Source organism: Caulobacter sp. FV1ye6ST, assembly GCF_058681225.1.
This window is the reverse complement of sequence record NZ_CM178733.1, coordinates 2,861,215-2,886,333: the sequence shown is the minus strand read 5'-3', so window position 1 is coordinate 2,886,333 and position 25,119 is coordinate 2,861,215. Positions and strand designations below refer to the sequence as shown.

23 protein-coding genes and 3 pseudogenes are annotated in these 25,119 nt (G+C 67.1%); 19 read left to right on the top strand and 7 right to left on the bottom strand.

The features are described 5' to 3' along the window. The first annotated feature begins 75 nt into the window (after positions 1–75). The 9 genes from ACW175_RS14060 to acpA are packed head-to-tail and all read left to right on the top strand — an operon-like array spanning position 76 to position 9,942. Positions 76–870: a hypothetical protein gene (locus ACW175_RS14060; RefSeq protein ID WP_492100667.1), complete on the top strand. Its 795-nt coding sequence runs from the start codon at positions 76–78 to the stop codon at positions 868–870. Beyond that, positions 861–1,526: an ABC transporter ATP-binding protein gene (locus tag ACW175_RS14055; protein WP_492100666.1), complete on the top strand. Its 666-nt coding sequence runs from the start codon at positions 861–863 to the stop codon at positions 1,524–1,526. Before ACW175_RS14060 ends, ACW175_RS14055 begins: the two co-directional genes overlap by 10 nt. Further along, the gene (locus ACW175_RS14050; RefSeq protein ID WP_492100665.1) at positions 1,523–2,755 is read left to right on the top strand and encodes an ABC transporter permease; all 1,233 of its coding nucleotides are present in this window, start codon (positions 1,523–1,525) and stop codon (positions 2,753–2,755) included. Before ACW175_RS14055 ends, ACW175_RS14050 begins: the two co-directional genes overlap by 4 nt. After that, positions 2,752–3,225: a hypothetical protein gene (locus tag ACW175_RS14045; RefSeq protein WP_492100664.1), complete on the top strand. Its 474-nt coding sequence runs from the start codon at positions 2,752–2,754 to the stop codon at positions 3,223–3,225. Before ACW175_RS14050 ends, ACW175_RS14045 begins: the two co-directional genes overlap by 4 nt. Next, the gene (locus ACW175_RS14040; RefSeq protein ID WP_492100663.1) at positions 3,222–3,695 is read left to right on the top strand and encodes a DUF3299 domain-containing protein; all 474 of its coding nucleotides are present in this window, start codon (positions 3,222–3,224) and stop codon (positions 3,693–3,695) included. Before ACW175_RS14045 ends, ACW175_RS14040 begins: the two co-directional genes overlap by 4 nt. Then, complete coding sequence (locus ACW175_RS14035; protein ID WP_492100662.1) at positions 3,692–4,174, top strand: DUF3299 domain-containing protein; 483 nt, start codon at positions 3,692–3,694, stop codon at positions 4,172–4,174. The genes ACW175_RS14040 and ACW175_RS14035 overlap by 4 nt, the downstream gene beginning before the upstream one ends. A gap of 25 nt (positions 4,175–4,199) precedes the next feature. Continuing rightward, positions 4,200–6,287 carry a S46 family peptidase gene (locus tag ACW175_RS14030; RefSeq protein ID WP_492100661.1) on the top strand — a complete coding sequence of 696 codons (2,088 nt, stop codon included), beginning with the start codon at positions 4,200–4,202 and terminating at the stop codon, positions 6,285–6,287. Beyond that, entirely contained in the window at positions 6,287–8,233 is a 1,947-nt protein-coding gene (locus tag ACW175_RS14025) for a M1 family metallopeptidase (protein ID WP_492100660.1), read from the top strand. Before ACW175_RS14030 ends, ACW175_RS14025 begins: the two co-directional genes overlap by 1 nt. 23 nt (positions 8,234–8,256) lie before the next feature. After that, positions 8,257–9,942, top strand: a complete 1,686-nt coding sequence (acpA, locus tag ACW175_RS14020; RefSeq protein WP_492100659.1) for an acid phosphatase — start codon at positions 8,257–8,259, stop codon at positions 9,940–9,942. Positions 9,943–10,017: 75 nt separating this feature from the next. Here acpA and ACW175_RS14015 read toward each other — a convergent pair whose 3' ends face one another. Beyond that, positions 10,018–11,601 carry an alkaline phosphatase D family protein gene (locus ACW175_RS14015; RefSeq protein WP_492100658.1) on the bottom strand — a complete coding sequence of 528 codons (1,584 nt, stop codon included), beginning with the start codon at positions 11,599–11,601 and terminating at the stop codon, positions 10,018–10,020. Positions 11,602–11,722: 121 nt separating this feature from the next. On the opposite strand from ACW175_RS14015, the gene zigA reads away from it, so the two are divergent. The 3 genes and pseudogenes from zigA (at position 11,723) to ACW175_RS14000 (ending at position 13,805) form a co-directional block, all read left to right on the top strand. Next, the gene (gene zigA, locus ACW175_RS14010; protein WP_492100657.1) at positions 11,723–12,949 is read left to right on the top strand and encodes a zinc metallochaperone GTPase ZigA; all 1,227 of its coding nucleotides are present in this window, start codon (positions 11,723–11,725) and stop codon (positions 12,947–12,949) included. A gap of 253 nt (positions 12,950–13,202) precedes the next feature. Next, a pseudogene (locus tag ACW175_RS14005) lies at positions 13,203–13,325 on the top strand (DUF4880 domain-containing protein); the annotation flags it as partial. Positions 13,326–13,415: 90 nt separating this feature from the next. Next, positions 13,416–13,805: a MerC domain-containing protein gene (locus tag ACW175_RS14000; protein ID WP_492104968.1), complete on the top strand. Its 390-nt coding sequence runs from the start codon at positions 13,416–13,418 to the stop codon at positions 13,803–13,805. Positions 13,806–14,255: 450 nt separating this feature from the next. On the opposite strand, the gene ACW175_RS13995 is transcribed toward ACW175_RS14000, so the two are convergent. Together ACW175_RS13995 and ACW175_RS13990 are read right to left on the bottom strand one after the other, a co-directional pair. Further along, positions 14,256–14,525 (bottom strand): TraB/GumN family protein, encoded by a 270-nt coding sequence (locus ACW175_RS13995; protein ID WP_492100656.1) that lies wholly within the window; start codon positions 14,523–14,525, stop codon positions 14,256–14,258. A gap of 34 nt (positions 14,526–14,559) precedes the next feature. After that, positions 14,560–15,051 (bottom strand): annotated as a pseudogene (locus ACW175_RS13990) (TraB/GumN family protein); the annotation flags it as partial. A gap of 658 nt (positions 15,052–15,709) precedes the next feature. Between ACW175_RS13990 and istA the strand changes: the two are divergent. Both istA and istB read left to right on the top strand, forming a co-directional pair. Next, complete coding sequence (gene istA / locus ACW175_RS13985; RefSeq protein ID WP_492100655.1) at positions 15,710–17,224, top strand: IS21 family transposase; 1,515 nt, start codon at positions 15,710–15,712, stop codon at positions 17,222–17,224. Continuing rightward, entirely contained in the window at positions 17,211–17,939 is a 729-nt protein-coding gene (istB, locus tag ACW175_RS13980) for an IS21-like element helper ATPase IstB (protein WP_492100654.1), read from the top strand. Before istA ends, istB begins: the two co-directional genes overlap by 14 nt. A gap of 98 nt (positions 17,940–18,037) precedes the next feature. Here the strand turns inward: istB and ACW175_RS13975 are convergent, their stop codons facing one another. Further along, on the bottom strand, positions 18,038–18,523 hold the full coding sequence (locus tag ACW175_RS13975; protein WP_492100653.1) for a tautomerase family protein: 486 nt from the start codon (positions 18,521–18,523) through the stop codon (positions 18,038–18,040). A 105-nt stretch (positions 18,524–18,628) separates the two neighbouring features. Here ACW175_RS13975 and ACW175_RS13970 point away from each other — a divergent pair, with 105 nt between their 5' ends. After that, a complete protein-coding gene (locus tag ACW175_RS13970; RefSeq protein ID WP_492100652.1) occupies positions 18,629–19,549 on the top strand; it encodes a LysR substrate-binding domain-containing protein in 921 nt (306 codons plus the stop codon). A gap of 482 nt (positions 19,550–20,031) precedes the next feature. Then, positions 20,032–20,160, top strand: a pseudogene (locus ACW175_RS13965) (thioredoxin domain-containing protein); the annotation flags it as partial. A gap of 358 nt (positions 20,161–20,518) precedes the next feature. On the opposite strand, the gene ACW175_RS13960 reads toward ACW175_RS13965, so the two are convergent. Next, positions 20,519–21,574 carry a site-specific integrase gene (locus ACW175_RS13960; protein ID WP_492100651.1) on the bottom strand — a complete coding sequence of 352 codons (1,056 nt, stop codon included), beginning with the start codon at positions 21,572–21,574 and terminating at the stop codon, positions 20,519–20,521. 126 nt (positions 21,575–21,700) lie between these two features. On the opposite strand from ACW175_RS13960, the gene dusA reads away from it, so the two are divergent. Then, positions 21,701–22,717 carry a tRNA dihydrouridine(20/20a) synthase DusA gene (gene dusA / locus ACW175_RS13955; RefSeq protein WP_492100650.1) on the top strand — a complete coding sequence of 339 codons (1,017 nt, stop codon included), beginning with the start codon at positions 21,701–21,703 and terminating at the stop codon, positions 22,715–22,717. On the opposite strand, the gene ACW175_RS13950 is transcribed toward dusA, so the two are convergent. Then, positions 22,718–23,227 (bottom strand): TIGR02281 family clan AA aspartic protease, encoded by a 510-nt coding sequence (locus ACW175_RS13950; protein ID WP_492100649.1) that lies wholly within the window; start codon positions 23,225–23,227, stop codon positions 22,718–22,720. A 287-nt stretch (positions 23,228–23,514) separates the two neighbouring features. On the opposite strand from ACW175_RS13950, the gene ACW175_RS13945 reads away from it, so the two are divergent. Then, a complete protein-coding gene (locus ACW175_RS13945) occupies positions 23,515–23,847 on the top strand; it encodes a hypothetical protein (RefSeq protein ID WP_492100648.1) in 333 nt (110 codons plus the stop codon). A 9-nt stretch (positions 23,848–23,856) separates the two neighbouring features. Here ACW175_RS13945 and ACW175_RS13940 read toward each other — a convergent pair whose 3' ends face one another. After that, entirely contained in the window at positions 23,857–24,099 is a 243-nt protein-coding gene (locus ACW175_RS13940; RefSeq protein ID WP_492100647.1) for a DUF1289 domain-containing protein, read from the bottom strand. An 88-nt stretch (positions 24,100–24,187) separates the two neighbouring features. Between ACW175_RS13940 and ACW175_RS13935 the strand changes: the two genes are divergently transcribed. Next, a complete protein-coding gene (locus ACW175_RS13935; RefSeq protein WP_492100646.1) occupies positions 24,188–25,069 on the top strand; it encodes a nicotinate-nucleotide--dimethylbenzimidazole phosphoribosyltransferase in 882 nt (293 codons plus the stop codon). Positions 25,070–25,119 lie beyond the last annotated feature (50 nt).

The window sequence follows — 25,119 nt, the reverse complement described above, 5'->3', positions numbered from 1 at the left end:
ATCGGTGTCACGGGCCGGCCAGTTCGCCTCCCGTGACACCCCTTTTGATGAGGGAGTCCTCGATTGGGACGGCGCGTGCGGCATTTCGGTTCGGAGGAACAAGCCCATGCCGTCAGCAGGACGCAGGCGGAGATGTGGCGCGGCGTCGTGGCGCGCTTCGAGCATCTCAAGGCCGCCGAGGGACTTCGCCAAGCCGATCTCGCCGCTGCGCTGGGCGTCTCGCGGCCGCAGGTTCACGAATGGCTATCGGATCCGCGGAACATGACGTTGAAGGCGGCGGGACGATTGCTCCTGGCCATGGACGCTGAGGCTCACGTCGAAGTCCTGACCGGACCACGCGGGGCGGACGCCCTGACGGCAAACGGAACCGATCGCGCTGACAAGACGCCTTGGCGCCTGACGGCGCTCGCTGCTTTCGTCGTCCTGTTCTCGTTGCTGGCCCCGTCCAGTCACGGCAGGGCCGAGGCCGGCGTCCCAGCGATCAAGCTCGATCGCTTGGATGGAAAGGCGACGCCGAGTTTTCTGGGTCAGCCAACCATCCTCGTGTTCTGGCGCGCCGACTGCGCGCCGTGCCTCATCGAGCTTGGCCATTTGCGACAGTTGGAGGCGGCGAGCGGCCGCGCGCGACTGGCCCTTGTGGCCCTGGACGACGCGCCGACCGCCCGGGCCAAGCTCAAGGCCATGGGCTTGGCCCCGCGCCATGCCTGGCGATTGCGGAACGATCCGGCCGACACCTTGTCGGCGCTCGGACACGGCGCGCCGCGCCTGCCGTTGAGCGCCGCCTACGACTCCGCAGGCCGGCCTTGCGGTCTGCGCATCGGTCTGCTCGGCGTCGATCAGGTCCGCAACTGGGCCCGCGCATGCTCCTAGTCCAGGATCTCGCCGCCGGCTATGAGGCCGGGCCCGTCGCCCGTTTGCCTTGGTTGCGGGTCGAACCGGGCCAGGCCGCTTTGCTGCTCGGCGCTTCGGGCTCGGGCAAGACCAGCCTGCTGTTGGCCATAGCCGGGCTGGCGCGCATTCATGCCGGCGTCGTCGAACTCGCCGGCGTCGATCTCGCCGGCCTGTCGCGGGCCGCCTGCGACCGGTTTCGCGGCCGGCATGTCGGGCTGATCTTCCAGGACCTGCACCTGATCGGCGGCCTTGGCGTGCTCGACAATGTCCTGCTGGCGCCGTTCGCCGCTGGCCTGCCCCAGGATCGCGGCGCGGCGCTGTCGTTGCTGGACCGCCTGGGGCTTGCCGCCCACGCCGATCGCCCGGCCGAGCGCCTGAGTCGCGGCCAGGCCCAGAGGGTGGCCATCGCCCGCGCCATGTTGCTGCGGCCCAAGCTGATCCTCGCCGACGAGCCGACCGCCAGCCTCGACGACGCGGCCTGCGACCGGGTCTGCGATCTTTTGCTGTCGGCGGCCCGGGACACCGGCGCGGCCTTGCTGATCGCCACCCACGATCAGCGCCTGAAGGCCAGGATCGATCTGTCGGTCCAGGCCGCTTCGGTCGGCACGCCCGTGCGCCTGGAGACCAGCGCATGACGATCTTGAAGCTGATGCTGGCCTTCGTGCGCCAAAAGCCGCTGACCTGGGCTTTCCACGCCCTGACCCTCGCGCTGGGCGTGGCCGTGGTGACCGCCGTGCTCGCCCTGGGGCAGGGGCTCGACAACCGCTTCACCCGCGATCTGGCCGACATAAACCTGGTGGTGGGGGCGAAGGGCGCGCCGCTGCAACTGATCCTCAGCTCTATCTACCAGATCGAGGCGCCGACCGGGAACATCCCCCTCGAAACCGCTCAGACGCTGTCGCGCAACATGATGGTCCGCAGGGCCGTACCGATCTCGCTGGGCGACAATGTCGGGGGCCTGCGGATCGTTGGCACCAGCCCCGCCTATGGCGCGATCTATGACGCACGCCTGGCCCAGGGCGGGTGGTGGGCGGGGTCCATGGAGGCGGTGCTGGGCGCGCAGGCGGCCGAACGCCTGGGACTTCGCGTCGGCGACACTTTCGTCGGCGACCATGGCCTCTCGCCCGGCGGCGAGACCCACAAGGACAGCCCGTATCGCGTGGTCGGGATCCTCAAGCCGACCGGCGCGGTGATCGACCGGCTGGTGCTGACCGACACCGCCAGCGTCTGGAAGGTCCACGAACGGGAGAACGCCGAGCATGCGCAGGCCCTGGCGGCGGGCCAGGCGGTCGATCCGACCGACATCGACCACTCGCCCAGCGGCCGCCAGGTCACCGCGGTTCTGGTCACCTATCGCTCGGCCATGGGCGCGCTGATGCTGCCCCGGCTGCTGCAAGCCCAGCCGAACCTGCAGACGGCCGTGCCCGCCATCGAGACCGCGCGGCTGAACCAGATGCTCGGGACGGGCGCGGGCGTGCTGAGCGGCTTTGGCGCCGGCCTCCTGGCCCTGTCGGCGCTTGGCTTCTTCGTGGCTCTGTTCTCGGCGGTCAGCCAGCGGCGCCGGGAACTGGCCCTGCTGCGGGCCCTCGGCGGAGGGCGGGGCCTGTTGTTTGGCCTGGTCTGCCTGGAAGCCTTGGCCCTGGGACTGATCGGCGGCTTGGCGGGATGGGGCCTGGGCCGCGCCGCGGCCGCCTTCGCCGCGGCCCAGGCGGCCGCCGATGGCGGCCTGGCCATCACCCTGCCATCGCCGGGCCTGGGTGATGCGGCCCTGCTGGCCGGCGCCTTGCTGCTCAGCGTGGTCGCCGGCCTCGCCCCAGCCATCGTCGCCGGCCGGGTGCAACCCGCCCAGACCTTGAGGTCATGACCATGCTTCCGCCCGCCAGGATCCTGCAGATCGCGGCCGCCGTCGCCTGTCTCGGCCTGACGGCCATGACCCGCGAGGCGCCGCCGCAAGGGCTGATCCCCGATCATGACGACGCGCCCATCTGGATGCTGCTGAAGACCAGCACGCGGTTCAAGATCGACGCGGCCAAGGGGCTCTACATCGCCAGTTTCGACAAGCCCGTCCAGGCCGCCGAGGGCAGGCCGTTCACGATCAGCGGCTACCTCCTGCCGCTGGAAGCGACCTCGCCCTTTCGGCATTTCGTGGTCACCCGGCGCAACACCGGCTGCCCGTTCTGTCCGCCCAACGAGATCGGCGAGGCCGTCGAGGTTTTCGCCAGGAAGCCGGTCGCCTACACCCAAGCCGAGGTGACCTTCACCGGCCGCCTGAAGTTGGTCTCGTCGAGTGCAGAGGGCATGTTCTATCGGCTGGATGAGGCGACCCAGCCATGAGCCGCGCGTTGGTCCTTGGCCTTTTGATGTTGACCGCGGCAGGCCCGGTTCAGGCCGCCTTGCCGGTCCAGCCGCCGGCCGAGCGCGCGCGCCAGGCCCTGATGCCGGTCTCGTCCGACCCGGTCTGGGCGCTGTTGCGTCAGACGCCTGTCAAGGCCGACCTGGCGCGCGGGGTGTTCACCGCCGCTCCGCCGCCGCAGGTCAAGGCGCTGGCGGGCCGGGAACTCGACGTCACCGGCTTCATGCTGCCGCTCGATCCGTCACCGATGTTCAGTCACTTCCTGCTGACCCGCAACACGCCGGTCTGCGCCTTCTGCCCGCCGGGCGAGCCCAACGAGGTGATCGAGGTCAATCTCGACCAATATGTCCGGCCGACCAGCGAGCCGATCACCGTCCACGGCCGGTTCGGGCTGCAGGACAACGGCCAGCAGGGCATGTTCTTCCAGCTGGACCGGGCGGAAATCCGATGAGCCTTCCTCACGCCGTTGGCTTTGCGAGCCTGCTGGCCGTCCTGGCGCTGGCGGGGCCGCTCCAGGCGCAGTCGGGCTTTGGCCAGGCGCCCGGCGAGCGCAACGCCCAGCTGCGTCTGCCCAAGTCGACCGCGCCACTGTGGACGACGCTGCGCAAGACCAGGATCGGCGAGGACGCCAAGCGGGGCCTCTACACGGCGAACTTTCCGCCGGAGGTCAAGGCGCTCGACGGGACCCAGGTGACGCTGTCGGGCTTCATGCTGCCTATGGATACGGCCCAGAAGTCCAAGCACTTCCTGCTCGCGCGCTACACGCCCGTCTGCTTCTTCTGCCCGCCCGGCGAGCCCAACGAGGTCGTCGAGGTGATCAGTCGTCCGGGCGTCAAGCTGACCGGCGGCCTGGTCACCCTGTCGGGCCGCATGACTTTGACCAACAATGGCGAGAAGGGCCTGTTCTTCCGCCTCGACCAGGGCGGCTGAGCCGCCCGCCATGAGGATTTTGAAGATGCGCAATCTGCTGACCGGCGCCAGCGCCGCCTGCCTGCTGGCCTTCGGCGCGGGCGCGGCCCAGGCCGATGAGGGCATGTGGACCTACGACAACTTTCCGGCCGCCCAGGTCAAGGCGACCTATGGCGTGACGCTGGACAAGGCCTGGCTGGACCACGTGCAGGCCAATGCCGTGCGCCTGTCGACCGGCTGCTCGGCCTCGATCGTGTCGGGGCAGGGGCTGGTGCTGACCAACCATCACTGCGTCGCCGACTGCGCCCAGGACCTGTCGACCGCCGCCAATGATCACCTGAAGACCGGCTTCCTGACCGACGGCCGTGATGAAGAGCGCACGTGCCCGGGCATGCAGGCCGAGGTGCTGCTGTCGATCAAGGACGTCACCGACACCGTGAAGGGGGCGGCCGCCGGCAAGTCGGGCGGCGAGTTCGTCAAGGCCCGCAATGCCGCCATCGCCGACCTCGAGCGCACCAACTGCGCGGGCAGGGAACAGGTGCAGACCTGCCAGGTGGTCAACCTCTACCAGGACGGCCAGTACAAGCTCTACACCTTCAAGAAGTACGCCGACGTGCGCCTGGTCTTCGCCCCGGAGCTGGCGACGGCCTTCTTTGGCGGCGATCCGGACAACTTCAACTTCCCGCGCTACGACCTGGATATGTCGTTCGTGCGCCTCTACGAGAACGGCAAGGCGGTCGCCACGCCGGGTCACCTGGTGTGGAACGCGGCGGCGCCCAAGGAGGGCGAGCTGACCATCGTGGCCGGTAACCCCGGCACAACCAGCCGCTTGCTGACCGCCGAGCAGCTGGACTTCCTGCGCGATGTCTCGTTCCCGCTGACCCTGACCCAGTTTTCCGAACTGCGCGGGCGGCTGATCGAGTTTGGCAAGCGCGGTCCCGAGCAGCAGCGGTTGGCCGGGCACGAACTGTTCGGCATCGAAAACAGCTACAAGGTCTATGTCGGCCAACTGCAGGCTCTGTCGGGCCCAGGCTTCCTGGACGCCAAGCGCAAGGCCGACGCCGAGCTGAAGGCCAAGGTCGCGGCCGATCCGAAGCTCTCGGCGGCGATCGGCGATCCTTGGGCGAAGATCGCGGCGGTCCAGACCGAGCGCGCCGGGCTCTACGCGCCTTACATCATGCTGGAGGGCCGGGCCGGCTACACCTCGGAGCTCTATCACTACGCCGTCGATCTGGTCCGCGCCGCCCAGGAACGGGCCAAGCCGAACACCGAACGCCTGCCCGAATTTGCCGACGCGCGCCTGCCGCTGCTGGAAAAGACGCTCACCGACGCCAAGCCGGTCGATCGGGACCTCAATGAGCTGCAGATGGAATTTTGGCTGCTGAAGGTGCGTGAAGTCCTGACCGCCGACGCGCCGCAGACCAAGCTCCTGCTGGGCAAGGACTCGCCGGAGACGATCGCCACGCGCCTGGCGGGGTCGACCCTGGCCGATCCGGCCGTGCGCAAGGCGCTGTGGGACGGCGGCCTGCCGGCCATCCAGGCCTCGAAGGACCCGCTGATCCAGTACGTGCTGGCGACCGACGCCGCCGCCCGCGCCGCGCGCAAGGCCTATGAGGAGCGGGTGCTCGGCCCCAGCGGCCAAGCCGCCCAGAAGATCGCCGCCGCGCGCTTTGCGGTCTACGGCGACAAGGTCTATCCGGACGCGACGTTCTCGCCGCGCCTCAGCTACGGCAAGGTCGCCGGCTGGACCTATCGCGGCCAGGCGATCCCGTACGCCACCACCTTCAAGGGCTTGTGGGAGCGGGCCACCGGCCAGGACCCGTTCGCCCTGGCGCCGCGCTGGGAAGCCGCCCGGGGCAAGCTGAACGACGATACCGTTTTCGACTTCGTCACCACCAACGACATCACCGGCGGCAATTCCGGCTCGCCGGTGCTGAACGCCAAGGGCGAGGTGATCGGCGCGGCCTTCGACGGCAACATCCACTCGCTGGGTGGCAGCTTCGCCTATGATGGCGCGATCAATCGCACCGTCGTGGCCTCGACCGCGGCGGCGACCGAGGCCTTCGTCAAGGTCTATGGCCGACAGGCGCTGGTTGACGAACTGTTGGGCAAGTCGGTGAAGGGCGCGCGTTGATGAGCCGGTTCAAGCTTCTGGCGACGGTCGCCGTCGGCGTCCTGGCGGTTACGGCCGCCCGGGCGGAGGAGAGCGCCTATGCGCCGCTGAAGACCTTCGCGCCGTTCTCCATGCCGACGCCGCCCAGCGCCCAACGCTCGGCTTCGGGCGCGCCGGGGTCGGCGCACTGGCAGAACCGCGTCGACTACAGGATCGACGCCAAGCTTGATCCGGCGGCCAAGACCCTGACCGGCGAAGAGACGATCACCTATGCCAACAACAGCCCAGACAGCCTCGACATCCTATGGCTGCAGTTGGACCAGAACGTCTATCGTCCGGACGCGCGGGCGACGGCGCAGGCCGGCCGTCCGCGCAAGGCCTTCACCGACGGCTACGCGATTGAGGCGGTCGAGGTCGAGGGCGCAGGATCGGTCGCGCACCTGGTCGACGACACCCGCATGCGCGTGACCCTGCCCAAGCCACTGAAGCCCGGCGCTCAACTGAAGCTGAAGGTCCGATATCACTACACCGTGCCGGGCCTGTTTGGCGGACGCACCGCCTGGGGGACCTCCAGCGGCGGCGAGATCTACGACATCGCCCAGTGGTATCCACGCATGGCCGTCTATGACGACCTCCGCGGTTGGGACACGCTGCCGTACCTGGCCAACGAGTTCTATCTGGAATACGGCGACATCGACTATGCCGTGACCGTGCCCGACGACATGATTGTCGCCGGTTCGGGCGCGCTGACCAACCCCAAGGACGTGCTGACCGCCCAGCAGCAGGCGCGCCTGGCGCAGGCCGCCCGCAGCGACAAGACCGTGGTGATCCGCACGCCTGAGGAGGTCGCCGCGACGGGGCCGGCCAAGGCGACCAAGACCTGGCGCTTCCACATGAGCGACACCCGGGACGTGGCCTTCACCGCCTCGCGCGGCTTTGTCTGGGACGCGGCCCGCATCAACCTGCCTGGCGGCAAGACGGCCATGGCCCAGTCGGTCTATCCGCCCGAGAGCGTGGGCGAGGGCGCCTGGAGCCGCTCGACCGAATACATGAAGCACGCGGTCGAGCAGTTCTCGACTCGCTGGTATCCCTATCCCTGGCCCAACGCCATCAACGTGGCCGGTCCCGCCACCGGCATGGAATATCCAGGCATCGTGTTCGACGGGATCGACGATGAGGGCAAGACCCTGTTCTGGATCAGCGCCCACGAGATCGGCCACAGCTGGTTTCCGATGATCGTCGGCTTCGACGAGCGCCGCGACGCCTGGATGGACGAGGGCTTCAACACCTTCATCGACGTCTACGAGTCCGACGCCTTCCAGAACGGCGTCTACGGCCCCAAGCGCGATTCCGAATACGCGCCTGGCGAAGGGGCGCCGGCCGACCAGATGGCCGCCATCCTTGAGGACGCCGCCGCCCCGCCGATCCTGTCGCGCGCCGACACGATCAAGGAGAAGTACCGCCACCCGATCACCTACTTCAAATCGGCGTTCGGCCTGACCCTGCTGCGCGAGGACATCCTGGGCCCGGATCGGTTCGATCCAGCCTTCCGCAAGTTCATCGCCGACTGGGCGTTCAAGCATCCCAAGCCCAGCGACTTCTTCCGGGCCATGGAGAGCGCCGGCGGCGAGGACCTCGGGTGGTTCTGGCGCGGCTGGTACGCCAACAACTGGACGCTCGACATGGGCGTCAGCGACATCACCCAGGACAGCGATCTGGCCAAGGGCGCGCGCGTGACCGTGGAGAACAAAGGACAACTGGTCCTGCCGGCCACCCTTCGGATGACCTTCGAGGACGGAAGCCGGCGGGACATCCGCGTGCCGGTCGAGACCTGGATGCAGTCAGGCTCGCACGTGTTCGCGATCGACACCGCCTCGCCGGTGGCCTGGGCGGTAATCGATCCGGATCACCGCACGCCCGATCGCGATCGCACCAACAACAGCCTGCGGCGCGCGCCGGCGGCCTGACCCCCGCGCGCTAGGAGACTTCCATGAGCAAGAAACCCGGCGATCCCGATCGCGCGGGCGACGCGGCGTCCACGCCCGCCGACCCGTCCCGTCGTCGTCTGTTCGGAGCGGTGGCTGGGGCCGGCCTCGCGGGCGCGGCCCTCGGCGCAGAGGGCGCTAACGCCGCCGTCTTCGGCCTTGGGCGCGCCTCGGCCCGTGAGATCGATCGTCGTTTGGCCAAGGCCATCGACACGGTCGTGGTGATCTATGCCGAGAACCGCAGCTTCAACAACCTGTTCGCCGGCTTTCCTAAGGTTCAGCAGCCGCTGGAGGACCTTGCCCCGGAACGGGCGCTGCAACGCGACCGGGATGGCCGGGTGCTGGACCGATTGCCACCGATCTGGGGCGGCCTGGTTCCGCACGAGCAGGTCGTCGAGCACGGCCGCTATCACATCGCCGAGGCCGATCTGCCGCCGCAGGCCAATGCGCCGTTCGTCCTCAGGACCAAGGACGGCGATCCGTTGCCTCACGGGGTGGTCACGCGCGACCTGGTCCATGCCTTCTACCAGAACCAGATGCAGATCAACGGCGGGCGCAACGACCAGTTCGTGGCCTGGGGCGACAGCGGCGCAATGGTCATGGGCCACTATGGCGACGCGGCTGTGAACCTGCGCCTGTGGCGGCTGGCCGAGCAATATACCCTCTGCGACAACTTCTTCATGGGCGCGTTCGGCGGCTCGTTCCTGAACCACCAGTACCTGGTCGCCGCCCAGCCGCCGTTCTATCCGGACGCCGCCAGCAGCCCGGCCGGGGCCGTCATCGCCCAGGTCGAGGGCGACGATCCCAGGGGCGCGCGGCTAAGGCCCCTGGCGGATTCGCCCGCCAGCGCCTTGGACGGGCGGCCAAGGTTTGGCCCCAGCACGCTGACGCCCGACTTCTGGGCGGTCAACACCATGGCCCCGCCCTATGCGCCCAGTTGGAGCCGGGACAAGATCGACCCGGACCTGGCCGACGCCTCGCAGCCGATGACCCTGGCGCCGCAGGTTCACGCCACGATCGGCGACCGCCTGAGCGCCAAGGGCGTCGACTGGGCTTGGTACGCCGGAGCCTGGGACGCAGCCCTTGCGGGCGGCCAGGAGGAGGGCGCGCTGTTTCCGGCCAAGCCGAACTTCCAGGCCCACCACCAGCCGCTGAACTACTTTAAGAGCTTCGCGCCGGGGTCTGCCGAGCGCGCCAGGCGACTGCGTGACGGCGGCCTGGGCGATAGTCCGCGCACCAACCGCTTCCTGGCCGACGCCGCGGCCGGGCGCCTGCCGGCGGTGTCGTTCTACAAGCCGCAGGGCGACCTCAACATGCACGCCGGCTATTCGGACGTGGACGCCGGCGATCGCCACATCGCCCGCGCCATCGACGCCCTCAGGAGCGGGCCGCAATGGGACAAGATGCTTGTCATCGTCACCTTCGACGAGAACGGCGGCTGGTGGGACCACGTCGCCCCGCCCAAGGGCGATCGCTGGGGGCCTGGCACCCGTATTCCCGCGGTGATCGTCTCGCCCCATGCCAGGAAGGGCCACGTCGATCACACCCTCTATGACACCGGCTCGATCCAGAGGTTCCTCAATCGCCGCTTTGGCCTGGAGCCGCTGCCGGGCGTCGTCGCGCGTGACCAAGCCATGGTCGCGGCGGGCGGCGTCGCGCCGGGCGACCTGACCGCCGCCCTGGCCCTGTGACCGTCCTCGACCTGACCGCCTGATCGCCCGCGCCTGGCGTTCATCGTCGATATCCCTGGCCGAGGCGTTCGGGCGTCAGGTCAGTTGCACGCCCGGCCGCCCGGCCTCGACGGCGAAGGTTTGCAGGGTGCGCAGCGCGGCCTTGGGATCCTTGCGATCGGAAATCGCCTGGAAGCGCGTTTCGATATGGGCGTGGGTCAGGGTCAAGCTCGCATAGCCGTTGGTCTCCAGGTCGACGAACCGGACATGGGGATTGAGCCGCTGTGCGTCGGCAAAGGCTGTCCTGGGCGGTCCCTCTTGGCTGATCGCGGCGGCGACGAACTCGCTGGCCACTGGAGCGCCAGCGGGATTGTCGAAGTCGGTCTTCAGGTCGGTGGCCCAGAACGAATGAATGTCCCCGCCCAGGAACACCGGATTGGGCGCCTTGGAGGCGCTCAGGGCGCCGAGCATGCGTGCGCGGTTGGCCTCATAGCCGTCCCAGCCGTCGGTGAAATGACCCATCAGGCCGTCCTTGCCGGCTTGCCTGAGCGGCGCCACCAGCAGGTCCTGGACGATCATCGTCCAGCGGGCGTCCGCGCGCCGAAAGCCGTCGTAGAGCCAGCGCTCCTGCTTGGCGCCCAGCATGGTGCGGCTGGGATCGGCCAGATCGGCGCAGGTTTCCGGCGCGACGCGGCCGCGGCGGGTGTCGGGAAGGGCGCAAGGCTGGATGGTGCGATATTGCCGGCCGTCCAGCACCGTGAACTCTGCCAGGTCGCCATAGCGCAGGCGGTCGTAGATCCGCATGTCGGGCCCGTGCGGCGCTGAGCGTCGGCGCAGCGGCATGTGCTCGTAGAAGGCGCGATAGGCGGCCGCGCGGCGCTTGAGGAAGTCGGCCGTCGCAGTCGCTACGTCCTGGGACCATTGGTTCGAATAGTCGTTCTGAACCTCGTGGTCGTCCCAGGTCATCAGGCAGGGGGCGACCGCGTGCAGGGCCTGCAGGTCGGGATCGGTCTTGTAGAGGGCGTAGCGATTGCGATAGCCGGCCAGGTCGACCACCTCGTCCTGGCGATCATGGGCGCGGACGGTTCGTCCCTTGGCCCGGTCGCCGCGATAGCTGTACTCGTAGATGTAGTCGCCCAGGAACAGCACCAGGTCCGGGCGCTCCTGCGCGATGTGGCGATAGGCCGAGAACCAGCCCAACTCCCAGTGGGCGCAAGTGGCCATCGCCACGGTCAGCCGCTCCAGGTGCTCGCCGGGCGCGGGGGCTGTCCGCGCCTGGCCGATCTGGCTTTGGTGACCCTGGGCGGTGAAGCGATACCAGTAGGGCCGCCCCGGAGACAGGCCGCCGACCTCGACATGCACCGCGTGGGCCAGCCGCGCATCGGCCGTGGCGCGGCCAGCCCGCACGACCTGGCGCATGGCCTCGTCGGCGGCGACTTCCCAGAGCACCGACACGGGTGCGGCCAAGCCTCCTCGGCCGTCAGGCGCCAGGGGCTCGGGCGCCAGCCGTGTCCAGATCACAAAGCCGTCCGGGGCGGGATCGCCGCTGGCCACGCCTAGGGTGAAGGGGGTCTTGGCTGCGGTCGGGCCTTCGCGCGCCAAGGCCGGAGCGCCCGCCGCGAGGAGCGCGCCGCCGCCGAATACGAGCAACTGGCGGCGATCGATGAGGGGGGAGGGCATCGAGACTCCTCGCGGCGAGACCCGGCCGCTTAAGCATGGGTGTTATGTTATAACAATAGCGCTTGCCGCACCGAGGGGTGCTGGGTATAGGTGTTATAGTATAACATTCTCAGGTGTCCCGATGATCGAGGTTTCAACTGCGCCGCGGCCCGGCCGGATCGACAAGCGCCTGCCGGTCACCGTGCTGTCGGGGTTCCTGGGCGCGGGCAAGACCACCTTGTTGAACCACGTGCTGGGCAACCGCGAGGGCAAGAAGGTCGCGGTGATCGTCAACGACATGAGCGAGGTCAATATCGACGCCACGCTGATCGCTGAGGGGCGAGCCGATCTGTCGCGCACCGACGAGACGCTGGTGGAAATGTCCAACGGCTGCATCTGCTGCACCCTGCGCGACGACCTGTTGCAGGAGGTTCGCCGCCTGGCCGCCGAGCGCCGCTTCGACTACCTGCTGATCGAGTCCACGGGCGTCTCCGAGCCGATGCCGGTGGCCGCCACCTTCGACTTCCGCGACGAGGCCGGCGACAGTCTGGCCGACGTGGCGCGGCTGGACACCATGGTCACGGTGGTCGACGCCTTCAACTTCCTGCGCGACTACGCCTCGCGCGACCGCTTGGCCGATCGCGGCGAGACGGCGGGGCAGGGCGATGATCGCACGGTCGTGGACCTGCTGGTCGAGCAGGTCGAGTTCGCCGACGTCATCGTGCTGAACAAGACCGACCTGGTCTCCCCTGAGGACCTTGGGCGGTTGCGCGGCATCATCGCCACGTTCAATCCCGACGCCCAGATCGTCGACGCCGAGCACGGCGCGGTGGCGCTGGACGCCGTTCTCGACACCGGCCTCTTCAGCTATGAACGCGCCCAAGGTGCGGCCGGTTGGCAAAAGGCCCTGATGGGCGAGGTCCTGCCCGAGACGCAGGAATACGGCATCGGCCATTTCGTTTACCGGGCGGCCAAGCCGTTCCATCCAGAGAAGCTCAAGGCGTGGCTGGATCGGGAATGGCCCGGGGTGATCCGCTCCAAGGGCTTCTTCTGGCTGGCCACGCGATATGACCGGGTCGGCGGCTGGAGCCAGGCTGGCGCGGTCACCCAGCATGGTCCTCACGGGCGTTGGTGGGCGACGGCGCCGCGCGAGCAGTGGCCCGACGATCCGGCCTGGCGGGGCGCGATCGAGAAGGTCTGGAAGCCCAAGCACGGCGATCGGCGCCAGGAGATCGTCCTGATCGGTCAGGACATGGACCACGAGGCCCTGACGCGCTGCTTCAACGACTGCCTGTTGTCGGACCTACAGTTCGGCTTTGGGCCCAAGGCTTGGACCAAGCTGCCGGATCCTTTCCCGTCATGGGACTAGCCGCTTACCCTGTCCTTATGCTGGACGATCGGGAGCCGAGCCCGGCCTGGGTGGCGTCGGTCTTGGGGCTCAGTCTGGAGGATGCCGAATGGCTGCTGGTCCTCTACCGGTTCGCCCCGCCACACGCCTTTGGAGCGGGTGAGCCGGGCGAGGAACCCCGGCGGGTCTATTTTTGCGAGTCGCTGTGACCCTGCGGGCCGTCTTCGAGGCGAGCGGTCTGCTCGGCTGGAGCCGAGCGCGACGCCTGAGGCGCATGAAACCCAGCGAGGCCGCCGCCTACTGGATCGTTCGCCGGGATTCGCGAGGTCTTGGGCGAGCGGACGCGGCGGCGTTCCAAACCTGGCTCGCGCTCGACGCCAACCGGCAAGCCTATCGCCGGGTGCGGGCGACGTGGACAGCCCTGGACGACGCCTGCGCCGAAGACGTGACGCGGGGCGATGCTTTTGAATTGAAAGGAAGGCCTGCGATGAAAATGACCCTGGCGCGCGCCATGGACGCCTCGGCGATCGGCCTGTCGGCCCTGTGCCTCGTCCATTGCCTGGCCTTGCCGGTGCTGGCCCTGGTCCTGCCGTTCCTGGGCGTCTGGGCCCATGCCGAATGGGTGCATGTGGTGTTCATTTGCGCCGCGGCGCCGATCGCGTTGATGGCGCTGATGGACTGGCGGGCGTTTCGACCGCACGCCTGGGCGCTTGTCGCCATGGCGGCCCTGGGCCTTGGCTTGATGTTGGCCGGCGCCCTTGAGGTTCCGTCGGCCGGGTGGGAGCGTCCGCTGACGGTGATTGGCGGGCTCACCCTGGCCACGGCCCACATCTTCAATTGGCGCCGCCGTCACGGCGATCACCATGCGTGTCCGTGACCTGCTGCCGCAACACATGACTTTTTAGGTCCGCAGGCAGGCGGCGGCTTCGGCCTTCGCCCCTGGCTGCCTCATCCGTGGTCGCGGCGACGCTGGCGCGCGGTTGACCGTGTTTCAGTCTTGCCAAGCCGCAGTCGATCGGTCCCGCTTGGCCACAACCTTGATGGGATGATTTCCGCATGTCGAGCAAGTGCCCAACCATTTCCACGTCGAGCCGGGGGGCATAATCTGGAAGCCGGTTACTGGAGCATGACGCCCCGGGGGGGCAGGCCTTCGCGCGCCACAACCGCGCAGGTGAACGCCGCCAATTCGATCTGGGCGCGCAACGTGATGGCCGACGGCTCGGGCCTGGCCGCCGCCAGGCGCGCCGCCCAGGCTAGCGGACTCCTCAAGCTCTGGATGGGCGAAGAGTAGATCTCGAGAGCCAATGAGCCCGCGCACGATTGGCCCTCAGCTGACCTCAAATCCGGCGCGCCGCAACTGGACCAGCATGCTTTCCGGGCCGACAAGGTGATCGAGACCAACAGCGACCAGCGTCGGCTTCGGATCGTTCAGCATCGTCTCGAAGCGCGGAACCCAGGCGCGGTTCCGTTCGACCGTGAGCTTGGCATAAAGCTCCGGATAATCGCGACGTTCGTGATCGACAAAATCCGCCGCCGTCGCCTGTCGGCCCGCGAGCCAGTCTGTCGATATCCGTTCGGAACCTTCGCGGCCCAGCAACGCGCCATCGACGGCGTAGCCAAAGGAACTGCGCTTCCTGTTTCGGGGTCATGCTGGCGAACCAGGCAAAGACGTCGTCCTTCACCTCGAACTCGCTCGAGACTGGAATCCCAATTTCGGTGGCCCGTGCGCTGAGAACGGCATTGGCCGATTTCCCGGTCAGGCCTGCGGCTTTGTAACCCGCGTCCTCAATCGTAGCGCCGATCAGCCACGGCCGCGCGCCAGCTAGATCGCTCATAGATACCGCGCTCAGAGCCATTGCCGTCTTCAAACGGGCCAAATGCTCCGGCGACAGTAGCTCCAGAGGCGAGGGCGACGTCGACATGCCAAACTGCTTGATGAGTTCTCCACCGGGACGCCGGTAGATCTGGTTCGTCTCGGTCCACAGACGGCCGCAACGCTCCAGCAAGGCCACGATCTCAGGCACGCGCCAATCAACGGGGCGGGGCAGGGTTTCGCCTAGAACATAGATGCGCTTGCCGCCCTTCTTGACAGTCCAGAGCGGTGCCTTGGGGGCCGCAAGCACCGATCTTGGAGCTAGAGCAACGCAAGCCGCAGGGATGCCATAGTTAAGGAACTGGCGTCGCGTGCGCTGGATTTCCGGCAACTGGACATCGATACTTGTCGGGTAGGCAAGCTCGGTCAGCGGCGCACTCGGTTACTTCATGCCCTCAGTACTCCCGTTCCAGTCTAAGACGGCTTTCGCATGCGCCGGTCTTCGCATCACCTTAAGTTTAGTTCATGCAACGGCGGCTCCTGGCGCAGGGCGGTCGCTCGAAAAGGCCAGTCTGAAGGACCGGCTTTCCACCTTTCTCAGTATTTGGCTATCTGTTTGCTATCCCTGGCTGAGTCCTGGAGCGTCCGCTTCTGATCCTAGATCGCCACGGAGAGTTTGTGTCGGCTCAGGCGGGCCCCGCACCCTACGCTTGCCCATCGGCTCCGCCGCAAGGGACACGGGGTGGCGTGCTGCGGCCCGCCTGAGTGCTTGGTTATCGTCACCAAGGGGCCGAATGTTGATCGTCGCCCGCCATCAGGAGTCAGGCGTCACTCCCTGGCTGCTGGATGTGTTTCGGCTTGCAAAAGTGACCCCCTTCTCGGGGATATCGGCGTCCAAAAATGACCCCCTGTCCTTGAGGCTTTGATGGCCAGATCGGCGGCTTGTGTAGTCGCGGATCGAGACGGGGATGTTGGTATTGGAGACGGTGGCGAAGATCCGGCGCGAGCACTTCGCGCGGGGCAAGGGCGTGAAGACGATCGCGCGGGAGATGGGCCTGGCGCGCAACACGGTGCGCAAGGTTCTGAGGTCGGGAGAGACCTCGCTGGAGTACGAGCGGCGCGAGCAGCCGCATCCCAAGTTGGGGACCTTCATCGACCGCTTGGAGGGCATGCTGGAGGCCAATGCGTCCGGGGCCCGCAAGGACCGACTGACCCTGACGCGGATCGCCGACCTGCTGAGCCGCGAGGGTTATGACGGCGGCTACGACGCCGTGCGGCGCTACGCGGGGCGCTGGGCCGATCAGCGCCGGGGCGTCAGCTCGCCGGTCGAGGCTTTCGTGCCCCTGAGCTTCGCGCCGGGCGACGCCTATCAGTTCGACTGGAGCCACGATCAGGTGGAGATCGGTGGCACGCCGCTGACGGTGAAGGTGGCCCACCTGCGGCTCAGCCACAGCCGCCGCTTCTACATCCGGGCCTATCCACGCGAGACCCAGGAGATGGTGTTCGACGCCCATGCCCGGGCCTTTGCGCTGTTCGGCGGCGTCACCCGGCGAGGCATCTACGACAACATGAAGACCGCCGTGGAGGCGGTGTTCGCCGGCAAGACCCGGCGCTTCAACCGGCGCTTCGAGCAGATGTGCTCCCACTACCTGATCGAGCCGGTGGCCTGCACCCCGGCCTCGGGCTGGGAGAAGGGCCAGGTGGAGAACCAGGTCGGCTACGCCCGCGACAACATCTTCAAGCCGCGCCCTCGGTTCAGGACCCTGGAGGAGCTGAACGGCTGGCTGGAAGCCGAGTGCGAGCGCCGGGCCCGCAACGATCGTCACCCCGAGTATCGCGACCGCACGGTCCAGGAGGTGTTCGAGGCCGAGCGGCCGTTCCTGGCGCCGTTCGTAGGTCCCTTCGACGGCTTCCACCAGGTCGAGGCCGTCGCCCAGGCCACCTGCCTGATCAACTTCGACCGCAACCGCTACTCGGTGGAGGCCAGGGCGGCGCGGCGCGCGGTGCAGATCCGCGCCTATGCCGACCGGGTCATGGTCCTGTGCGACGGCGAGGTGGTGGCCGATCATCCCCGCGGCTTTGGCCGCGACCACACCGTCTACGATCCCTGGCACTACCTGCCGGTCCTGGCCCGCAAGCCCGGGGCGCTGCGCAACGGCGCGCCGTTCCAGGACTGGTCTCTTCCGCCCGCCCTGACCCGGCTGCGCAAGCGGCTGGGCTCGGGTGACGAGGCCGATCGGCGCTTCGTTCGGGTGCTGGCCAGCATCCTCGATGACGGCCTGGATGCCGTGGACGACGCGGTCCGCGAAGCTCTCGACGCCGGCGCCGCCAGCGACGAGGTGATCCTCAACATCCTGGCCCGCCGGCGCGAGCCGCCCAGGCCCGAGGCGATCACCACCTCCCAGGCCCTGGCCTTGCGCCACCCGCCGATCGCCGACTGCGCCCGCTACGACCTGCTGCGAGGTCCCCGTGCAGCGGCATGAGATGATCGAGGCCCTGGGCCAACTGGGCCTGAAGGGCATGGCCGCCGCGTTCGACGACGCGGTGACCACGGGCCTGCAGCGCAATCGCACCGCCTTGGAGATGCTGGCCGACCTGCTCAAGGCCGAGACCGCGCACCGCCAGGCCGCCTCCATCCGCTACCGGATCACAGCCGCCAAGCTGCCGGCGATGAAGGATCTGGCGCGCTTCACCTTCGACGGCTCGCCGATCAACGAGGGCCTGGTCCGCGCCCTGCATGCCGGCTCGTTCCTGGCCGATCACCGCAACATCGTCCTGGTCGGCGGCACGGGCACCGGCAAGACCCACCTGGCCATCGCCATCACCGCCAACGTTGTGCGGGCCGGCGCGCGCGGTCGCTACTTCAACACCGTCGATCTGGTGAACCGCCTCGAGGACGAGGCCCGGCGCGGCAAGACCGGCGCCCTGGCCGCCCAGCTCTCACGTCTGGACGTCGTGGTGCTAGACGAGCTGGGCTATCTGCCGTTCGCCCAGTCCGGCGGCCAGCGCCTGTTCCACCTGGTCAGCAAGCTCTACGAGCGCACCTCGGTGATCATCACCACCAACCTAACCTTCGGGGAGTGGCCCACCGTCTTCGGCGACGCCAAGATGACCACGGCGCTGCTCGACCGCCTGACCCATCACTGCGATATCGTCGAGACCGGCAACGACAGCTGGCGGCTCAGGAACCGCGCCTGACCGGCGCGCCCAGCGTCATCCACAACTTGTTCAACCTCCCCCAGACCCCCTCCGGGCGGCTGAACGATCAGTGGCTCACTAGGCGGCGACGCGCTGCGCTAGCTGACCGCTACGCGCCTCGCCGCCGGTCCGGGAACAGAGGCTAAAGGGGTCAATATTGGACGCCGATCGGGGGTCAGTTTTGAACGCCGTTTGACATGCTGGACAAGGGCCATTGCGAAGACTCCATTGCCGACCGACCAGTCGGAATAGTCGTTCTCGTGCATGAAGACGAATACGTCCTTCGGCGACACCCCCACGCCGCTCAGCCGCGCGCCGATCAGGGAATAGAGTGTTCGCTTCATGGCGTCGCTCCGCCCGCGACGCATGGTGATCTCAATCATCACGAGGCTATCCGACCGCGCGATCCCGTTGAACCTGCGATCATAAAAGAAGTCCCCTGGATCGTACTCGGAAACGAGGTTGAAGAGCTCGTCTTGCGGCATGCCGATGGCCTCTACCAGCGCCCCGTGCACGCCTTCCACGATCTGGTTCTTGCGATCTTGACTTGTGCCTTTTAGGATAGATGTCCGGACAAACGGCATCGCTAATCTCCGCTAATTTTTCGTTGTAATGAAACCATTGTCCTCGAGCATTCGGGCGGATGAAATCGAGATTTCGTCCAATTTTATGTGTGTTATTCTCAAAAGATGAAACGACGCCCCATTCCTTTGACGGCGGTGCGCGCCTTCGAAGCCGCCGGCCGGCTCGGCCGCATGACGGCTGCGGCCGAGGAGCTGTCCGTCACCCCCGGCGCGATCAGCAGGCAAATTCAGCACCTGGAACTGGTGCTGGGTGTGGACCTGTTCGCGGGGCCGCGCACCAAGCCACAGCTCACCCCGGCGGGCCGCACGCTCCTCCCGGCGCTGTCCTCCGCGCTCGACCAGATCGAAATGGCGGCGCGGTCTATCACCCCAGCCGAGGATTTGAGTCTTGACGTCTCGTGCCTGAGCACGTTCCTGATGCGCTGGCTCATTCCTCGGCTGCACCGTTTCCGCCAATTGCATCCGGAGATAGACGTCCGCCTCCGGGCAGAGAACGACTCCACCGTCGCTCGGCGCGAACAGTCTGACCTGGTTATTACGGTGGAGGAGCCGGGGCCAAGGCCAGCCGGCCGCCAACAGGTCCACAGCCTGTTCAAGGAATGGCTGGGTCCGGTCGCCACGCCTGAGTTGGCGCGGCGGATACAGCGACAGCCGTCCCACGCGTTCTCGGCCGACTTGCTGCTCCAAACCAAGACCCGCCTGAATGCCTGGTCAATGTGGCGCGACGTGGCTGAGGCCCAAGCTCCAGCTGTCGAGCCGACCGGCGCGATCTTTGAGCACTATGCCTTCACGCTGGAAGCGGCGAGCGCCGGCCTGGGCGTCTGCGTAGCGCCCTGGCATCTGGTGGCCGGAGACATCACGTCCGGCCGGCTTGTCGCGCCTTTCGGCTTCGTGGAGAGCGGTTATCTTTACGTGGCCAAGCCCCGCTTCCCGTCCAGCCCAAAGGTCGAGCGTTTCTGCCAATGGCTCACCACCGAAGCGGCGGCCATGCCCGCTCCCCTGACGACTCAAAATCAGGTTCGATAGACACCGGGTCGGGCGCTATCCATCAAGCGCGCCTACGAGCTTCGACCTAGGAGCCTAAATGTCCACTTCCTGGGTCAGCTCAGAGACCGCTTCCGCCCGTTGGGCGCTGTCACAGCGTCAGTTTACGCCGATCGTGCAAAGGGGCTTGCCGGCCGAAACAGGGATGCCGTGATCCGGTGTGAAGCGGTTCCGTGCGGTCGGTTCGTACACCGATGCACTCACGCGCCTGAGGCGATGGAAGCGATCCGCGCCGCCGCGCACGACGGCAGGACACCTCATCCACCAGCCGGACGATATTCGCCTGACAGAAGCGACACTCCATGAAGCTTTTCTAATATTTCTATAGAAAGTACATCCAGTGAAGCTGTTCTACTCTCCCTCCTCATGCTCATTGTCGCCGCACATCGTGCTGCGCGAACTCGATCTGCCCTTCACGCTCGACCGCGTCGATCCGGTGACCAAGCGAGTCGGGAAACGACTATCTTGCGATCAATCCGAAAGGCTACGCGCCCGCGCTGGAGCTCGATGACGGGGAGGTTCTAACCGAAGGTCCTGCGACTACGCAGTATCTCGTCGACAGATACGCGCCTGGCGCTCTCCGGCACGATTGAGCGGGCACGGGCCAACAGTTATTTGGCCTACCTCAGCACCGAGTTGCACAAGCCGTTCGGGCGGCTGTTCGATCCAGAGTTGACCCCGGACGCTCGCGCCTCGACCACAGCTTACCTGAATCGCAGATTTGCGTTGATCGAGCAGGAGCTCGCAGATGGGCGGGCGTTCCTGACCGGTTCGGCCTTCACGCTCCCCGGCGCTTATCTTTTCGTGATCCAGCGGTGGGGAGAGCGTTCACAGGCTTCGATCTCTCGCCGTTTCCCAACATCTGCGCGCACGCCGCGCGGGTCATGGCTAGGCCTGCGGTTCAGCTAGCACTCGACGCCGAGAAGGGGGCTGCCGCCGCTTGAGTCGGCCTTATGCGGCCGTTCTGCCGGCAAGAAGATCATGGATCGATTCCGGGCGAAGGTGGGTGTAGCGCTTCAGCATCTTCCAATCCTTGTGGCCGCTGACCAAAGCGGCTTGTTCGATCCGCAGGCCCAGCTCAAACAACCGGCTGGTGCCCTCGTGGCGTAGATCGTGGAAGTGGAGATCGACGATCGCCAGCTTGGCGCAAGCCCGCGTAAAGGCGGCGCTGACCGACTTGCCATTATAGGGAAAGATGCGTTGTTCGGCGTTGCGCCGTAGTTGCCGCTGCACCTCGATCAAGGCCACCGCGTCGAAACCTGCGGCGGCCAGAAGCGGGATTTTCTGGTCGTTGCCGGCTTTGTTTCGGGGGTCCTTCCGGTCTCGAATGATCAGCATCTTCGTGCGCGGCAGGTAGTCGTCCCAAACGACCCGGCAGATCTCGTCCTGACGCATGGCCGTGGCGATCGCGAACTTCATGATCCGCGACATCGGCAAGATCAGGCGTTCCTTCGTGTCGAAGTAGTGGAACAGGCGCTCCAGTTCCTCGTCGGTGGGGCGACGGTCGCGCTCATTGCTCTTGCCGATCAGGCCCAGGTGAACCAGGGCGACGCGAGCCACGTCGACCTGGTCGGGCCGGGTCTCGATGTCATGCAACGCCGCGATGGTGATCAGGACGGTCTTGATCGTGCCGATATACATGCCGACCGTTACGGGGCCGGCCCCGCTCCTGGCGCGGCGCTTGCCGAAAGCGATGAGCTTCAGCCGGTCGAGTTCGGCGAATTTTGTTTTCCCGATCGGGTCGGTCTTCAACATTTCGAGCATGGCCAGCTTTGAGCGGCCGATCTTCTTGCCCACCGATTGCAAGTCCTCGATGTGGAGGTCCACGAGATCGGCCAGGGTTCTTTTGTCTACGATGCGCGTGGTCTTGGGCTTGCTGCCCAGATCGATGGCGCGTTCGGCGCCCGTGGCCCAACGCCGCGCGTCCTCGCGCTGGTGGAAGGTCTCGCTTATATAGGCGCCCTTGCGTCGAACGACGGCGCGCCAAGACCCGGATGGGAGCCGCACGAACGTGGCCAATTTTCGTGTACTCCCTGTGTACAGTGACGCGTCGTACCGTGGCGAAAAGTGGCGTATTCCGTCGTATTTTCGGTGTACACGCCGACCATCTAGCCCTTTGATTATGTTCTAAAAATGCAGCAATTTCAAGCACATAGATTCTCTATTGCACCTATGATGGACTGGACGGATCGGCATTGCCGGTCGCTGCACCGCGTCCTGTCGGGCCGGGCGCTGCTGTATACCGAGATGGTGACCAGCGGCGCCGTCGTGCATGGCGATCGCGAGAAGCTGCTGGGTTATGATACGGAGCAGCATCCGGTGGCGCTGCAGCTGGGTGGGTCGGATCCCGCCGAGTTGGCGCGGGCGGCGCGGATCGCCGAGGACTACGGCTATGACGAGATCAATCTGAACGTCGGCTGCCCGTCCGACCGCGTGCAGAGCGGCCGTTTCGGGGCCTGCCTGATGCGCGAGCCGGACCTCGTGGCCGATTGCATGGCCGCCATCAAGAGCGCGGTGAAGGTCCCGGCGACGGTCAAGTGCCGGATCGGCGTCGACGACCAGGACCCGGAAGCGGCGCTGTTCGCCCTGGTCGACGCCAGCGCGGCGGCTGGGGTCGAGAGCTTCGTCGTCCATGCCCGCAAGGCCTGGCTGAAGGGCCTGTCGCCAAAGGAAAACAGGGACATCCCGCCGCTGGACTACGAGCTTGTCTATAGGCTCAAGCGTGAGCGGCCGAACCTGACCATCGCCATCAATGGTGGGGTGCCCTCCGTCGACGCCGCGCTGGAGCATCTGGCCAATGGCGTCGACGGGGTGATGCTGGGCCGCGCGGCCTATCATGAGGCCGGCCTGCTGGGCGAGGTCGACCGGCGGGTGTTCGGCATGGATGTCGCCGATGTCGACAGCTTCGAGGCGGTCGAGCGCTACAAGCCGCATCTGGCGCGTGAACTGGCGGCGGGAACGCATCTGGCGGCGATGAGCCGGCATATGCTGGGCCTGTTCCACGGCCTGCCGGGCGCGCGGGCGTGGCGGCGCATCCTGACGGTCGAGGGCGTCAAGGCCGGCGCTGGTCTGGATGTGGTGGATAGGGCGCTGGACGCCGTGCGCGCGGCCTTGGCGGCGCGCGAGGAGCGGGTGGAACTCCCCGCCTAGCTAGGGGTGCAGGATAAGCGAGGTCGGCGTCGCTTCGAAGCGCGAAAGCCGGCCCAGATAGCTCATGCCCAGCAGCGAGGTCTCGAGACCCTTCTCGATGACCAGGGCGTCGACGTCGCGGACCTTGGCGCCGGCGATGGCGACCGTGGCCAGCTTGACCGAGGCGGCGCGGGTGCGGCCGTCGGCGGTGATGACGTTGTAGTCGTAGTTCAGCTTGCTGGTGTCGATGCCCAGACGCTGGGCGTCGGCCATGCTGAGCGAGACGGCGGTGGCGCCGGTGTCGACCAGGAAGCGAACGGCCTTGCCGTCGACATTGCCTTGCGCCCAGAAGTGGCCGTCGCGGTCCTTGGTCAGTTGGGCCGCGCCGCCTTCGGCGCCGCCGAGCGTGGCCGTCGCGGCCGAAGGCGCGCGCAGCTCCGGATGGCGCAGATCGTCGAGGGAGACGACGGCCTTGGCCGCGCCCACCGCTGACAGGGCTCCCACGAGTGCGATCGCCGCGAACCTCAACATCAAGACACCCTGCCGTATCGGCTGTGAGACCGCTTCTGCGGCCGATGCCTAATCATTAGCGGGCAGGCGTTTTCAAGGCGTGAATCGGCAAAGCGATTTTCGCGCCATGGTTACTAATAGGGTAACAAGTATATTCCTGTGCTGAGCATTGTTCATATTACATCGATTTAATATTCTTCATTACGCCTGTGTAATGCTTTTCATGTCCTGGAATTAACTTCGGAAAACTTTCGCCCAGCGTTATCTCTGTAGGCCACAGAACAAATGGCTATAGAGGGATTATCGCCATGAAAGCCGTCCTTATCGCGCTCGTCGCCGCGGGCTCCATCGCGGGCGTTGCTCACGCCGGCGCCACCGACAAGCAGTTCGTCGAAGCCTCGCGCTGCAGCGCTCTGGCCGCCTCGGAAAACCTGGGCAAGCTGGACACCTCCGCGGTCGACGCGTTCTTGCGTGCGGAGTCGGCCGACCGCAAGGCTTCGGTCCGCATCGACGCCATCACCAAGATGAACAACACCCGCAAGAAGGCCGACTCGGCCGACGGCAACGCCAAGCTGAAGCTGATCGCCGAACGTGATCAGGTCTGCGCGCCGTTCATCGGCGCGACCCAGGCTTCGCGCTGAGGTCGGCCGCTAAGATCGAACCGCGGTCGCCGCCATCAGGGCGATCATCGGATCCAGACGATCGGGGAGGGCGGCCATGATGGCCGCCCTTTCCCTGTCTGAGAGCCTCGCCCAGCCGGCGATTTCCGGCAGAGTCCGGCGGCATCCCAGGCAATAGCCGCTGGCGCCGTCGACCGCGCAGACCTTGACGCAGGGCGTCGCGATCGGGCGGGGCGGTCGCGCTGGCGTACCTATCGGGGCGTCGGTGCTCATTCTTTTCCAGCATCCCCGCTCTGGCGGCGGCGCGCAAGCGTGGCGCTCGGGGGTTGCTTTGGCCGTGGACGGGTTTAAGTCCGCGACCATGACCGCTTCTCCCTTCGCCGACATCCGACAGCTCGCCGTCTCGCCGCCCGCGCCGGGGCCGTCTCCGGCGCTGGAGCAGGGCGGCCGCCTGGCCGAGATCGCCGGCTGGCTGACCGCCTGGAGCGGCAAGAGCCCGCCGGCCGTCAATCGCCCGGTCGTGGCGCTCTATGCCGGCGCGCGCCAGGGTGTTGGGCCGCGCGGCTACGCCCGCGACCGCCTGGAGGCCATCGCCTCGGGCGGAGCCACGGTCTCGCGCCTGGCTGGCGTGCAGGGCGCGGGCCTGGAAGCCTTCGACCTGGCCATCGACCGCCCTTCGCCGGACTTCATCGGCCAGGCCTCGATGAGCGAGAAGGAGGCCGCCGCCACCATGGCGTTCGGCATGGAGGCCCTCGCCAAGCAGCCCGACTTGCTGATCCCCGGCGTCATCGTCGCCGAGGCCGCCCGCACGGCCGCCGCCGTGTGTCTGGCCCTGTTCGGCGGCGAGGCCTCGGACTGGTCGGATGATCCCGAGCCCGTCGCCGTCGCCGTGGCGCGCGCCAAGGCCGAAGGCATGGGCGACGATCCGCTGGAGATCCTGCGCCAGCTGGGCGGCCGCGAGACCGCCGCGGTCGTCGGCGCCATCCTGGCCGCCCGCGTGCAGAAGGTGCCGGTTCTGCTGGATGGCTACGCCGCCTGCGCCGCCGCCGCCATTGTCCGCGCCGTCGAGCCCGGCGCCATCGACCACTGTTTGGCCGCCCATGTCAGCCCGGCCAAGGGTCACGCCCGACTGCTCGAAGTCCTCGACAAGCGTCCGCTTCTGGAGCTCGATACGCGGGACGAGGAAGGGGTCGGCGGCGCCTCGGCCCTGGCCCTCGTCAAGCTGGCCTGCGAGGTCCGCTAAGCGGATCGCGGGTGGCTTAGGTGAACGCGGATAACATTCACTTCCGTTGA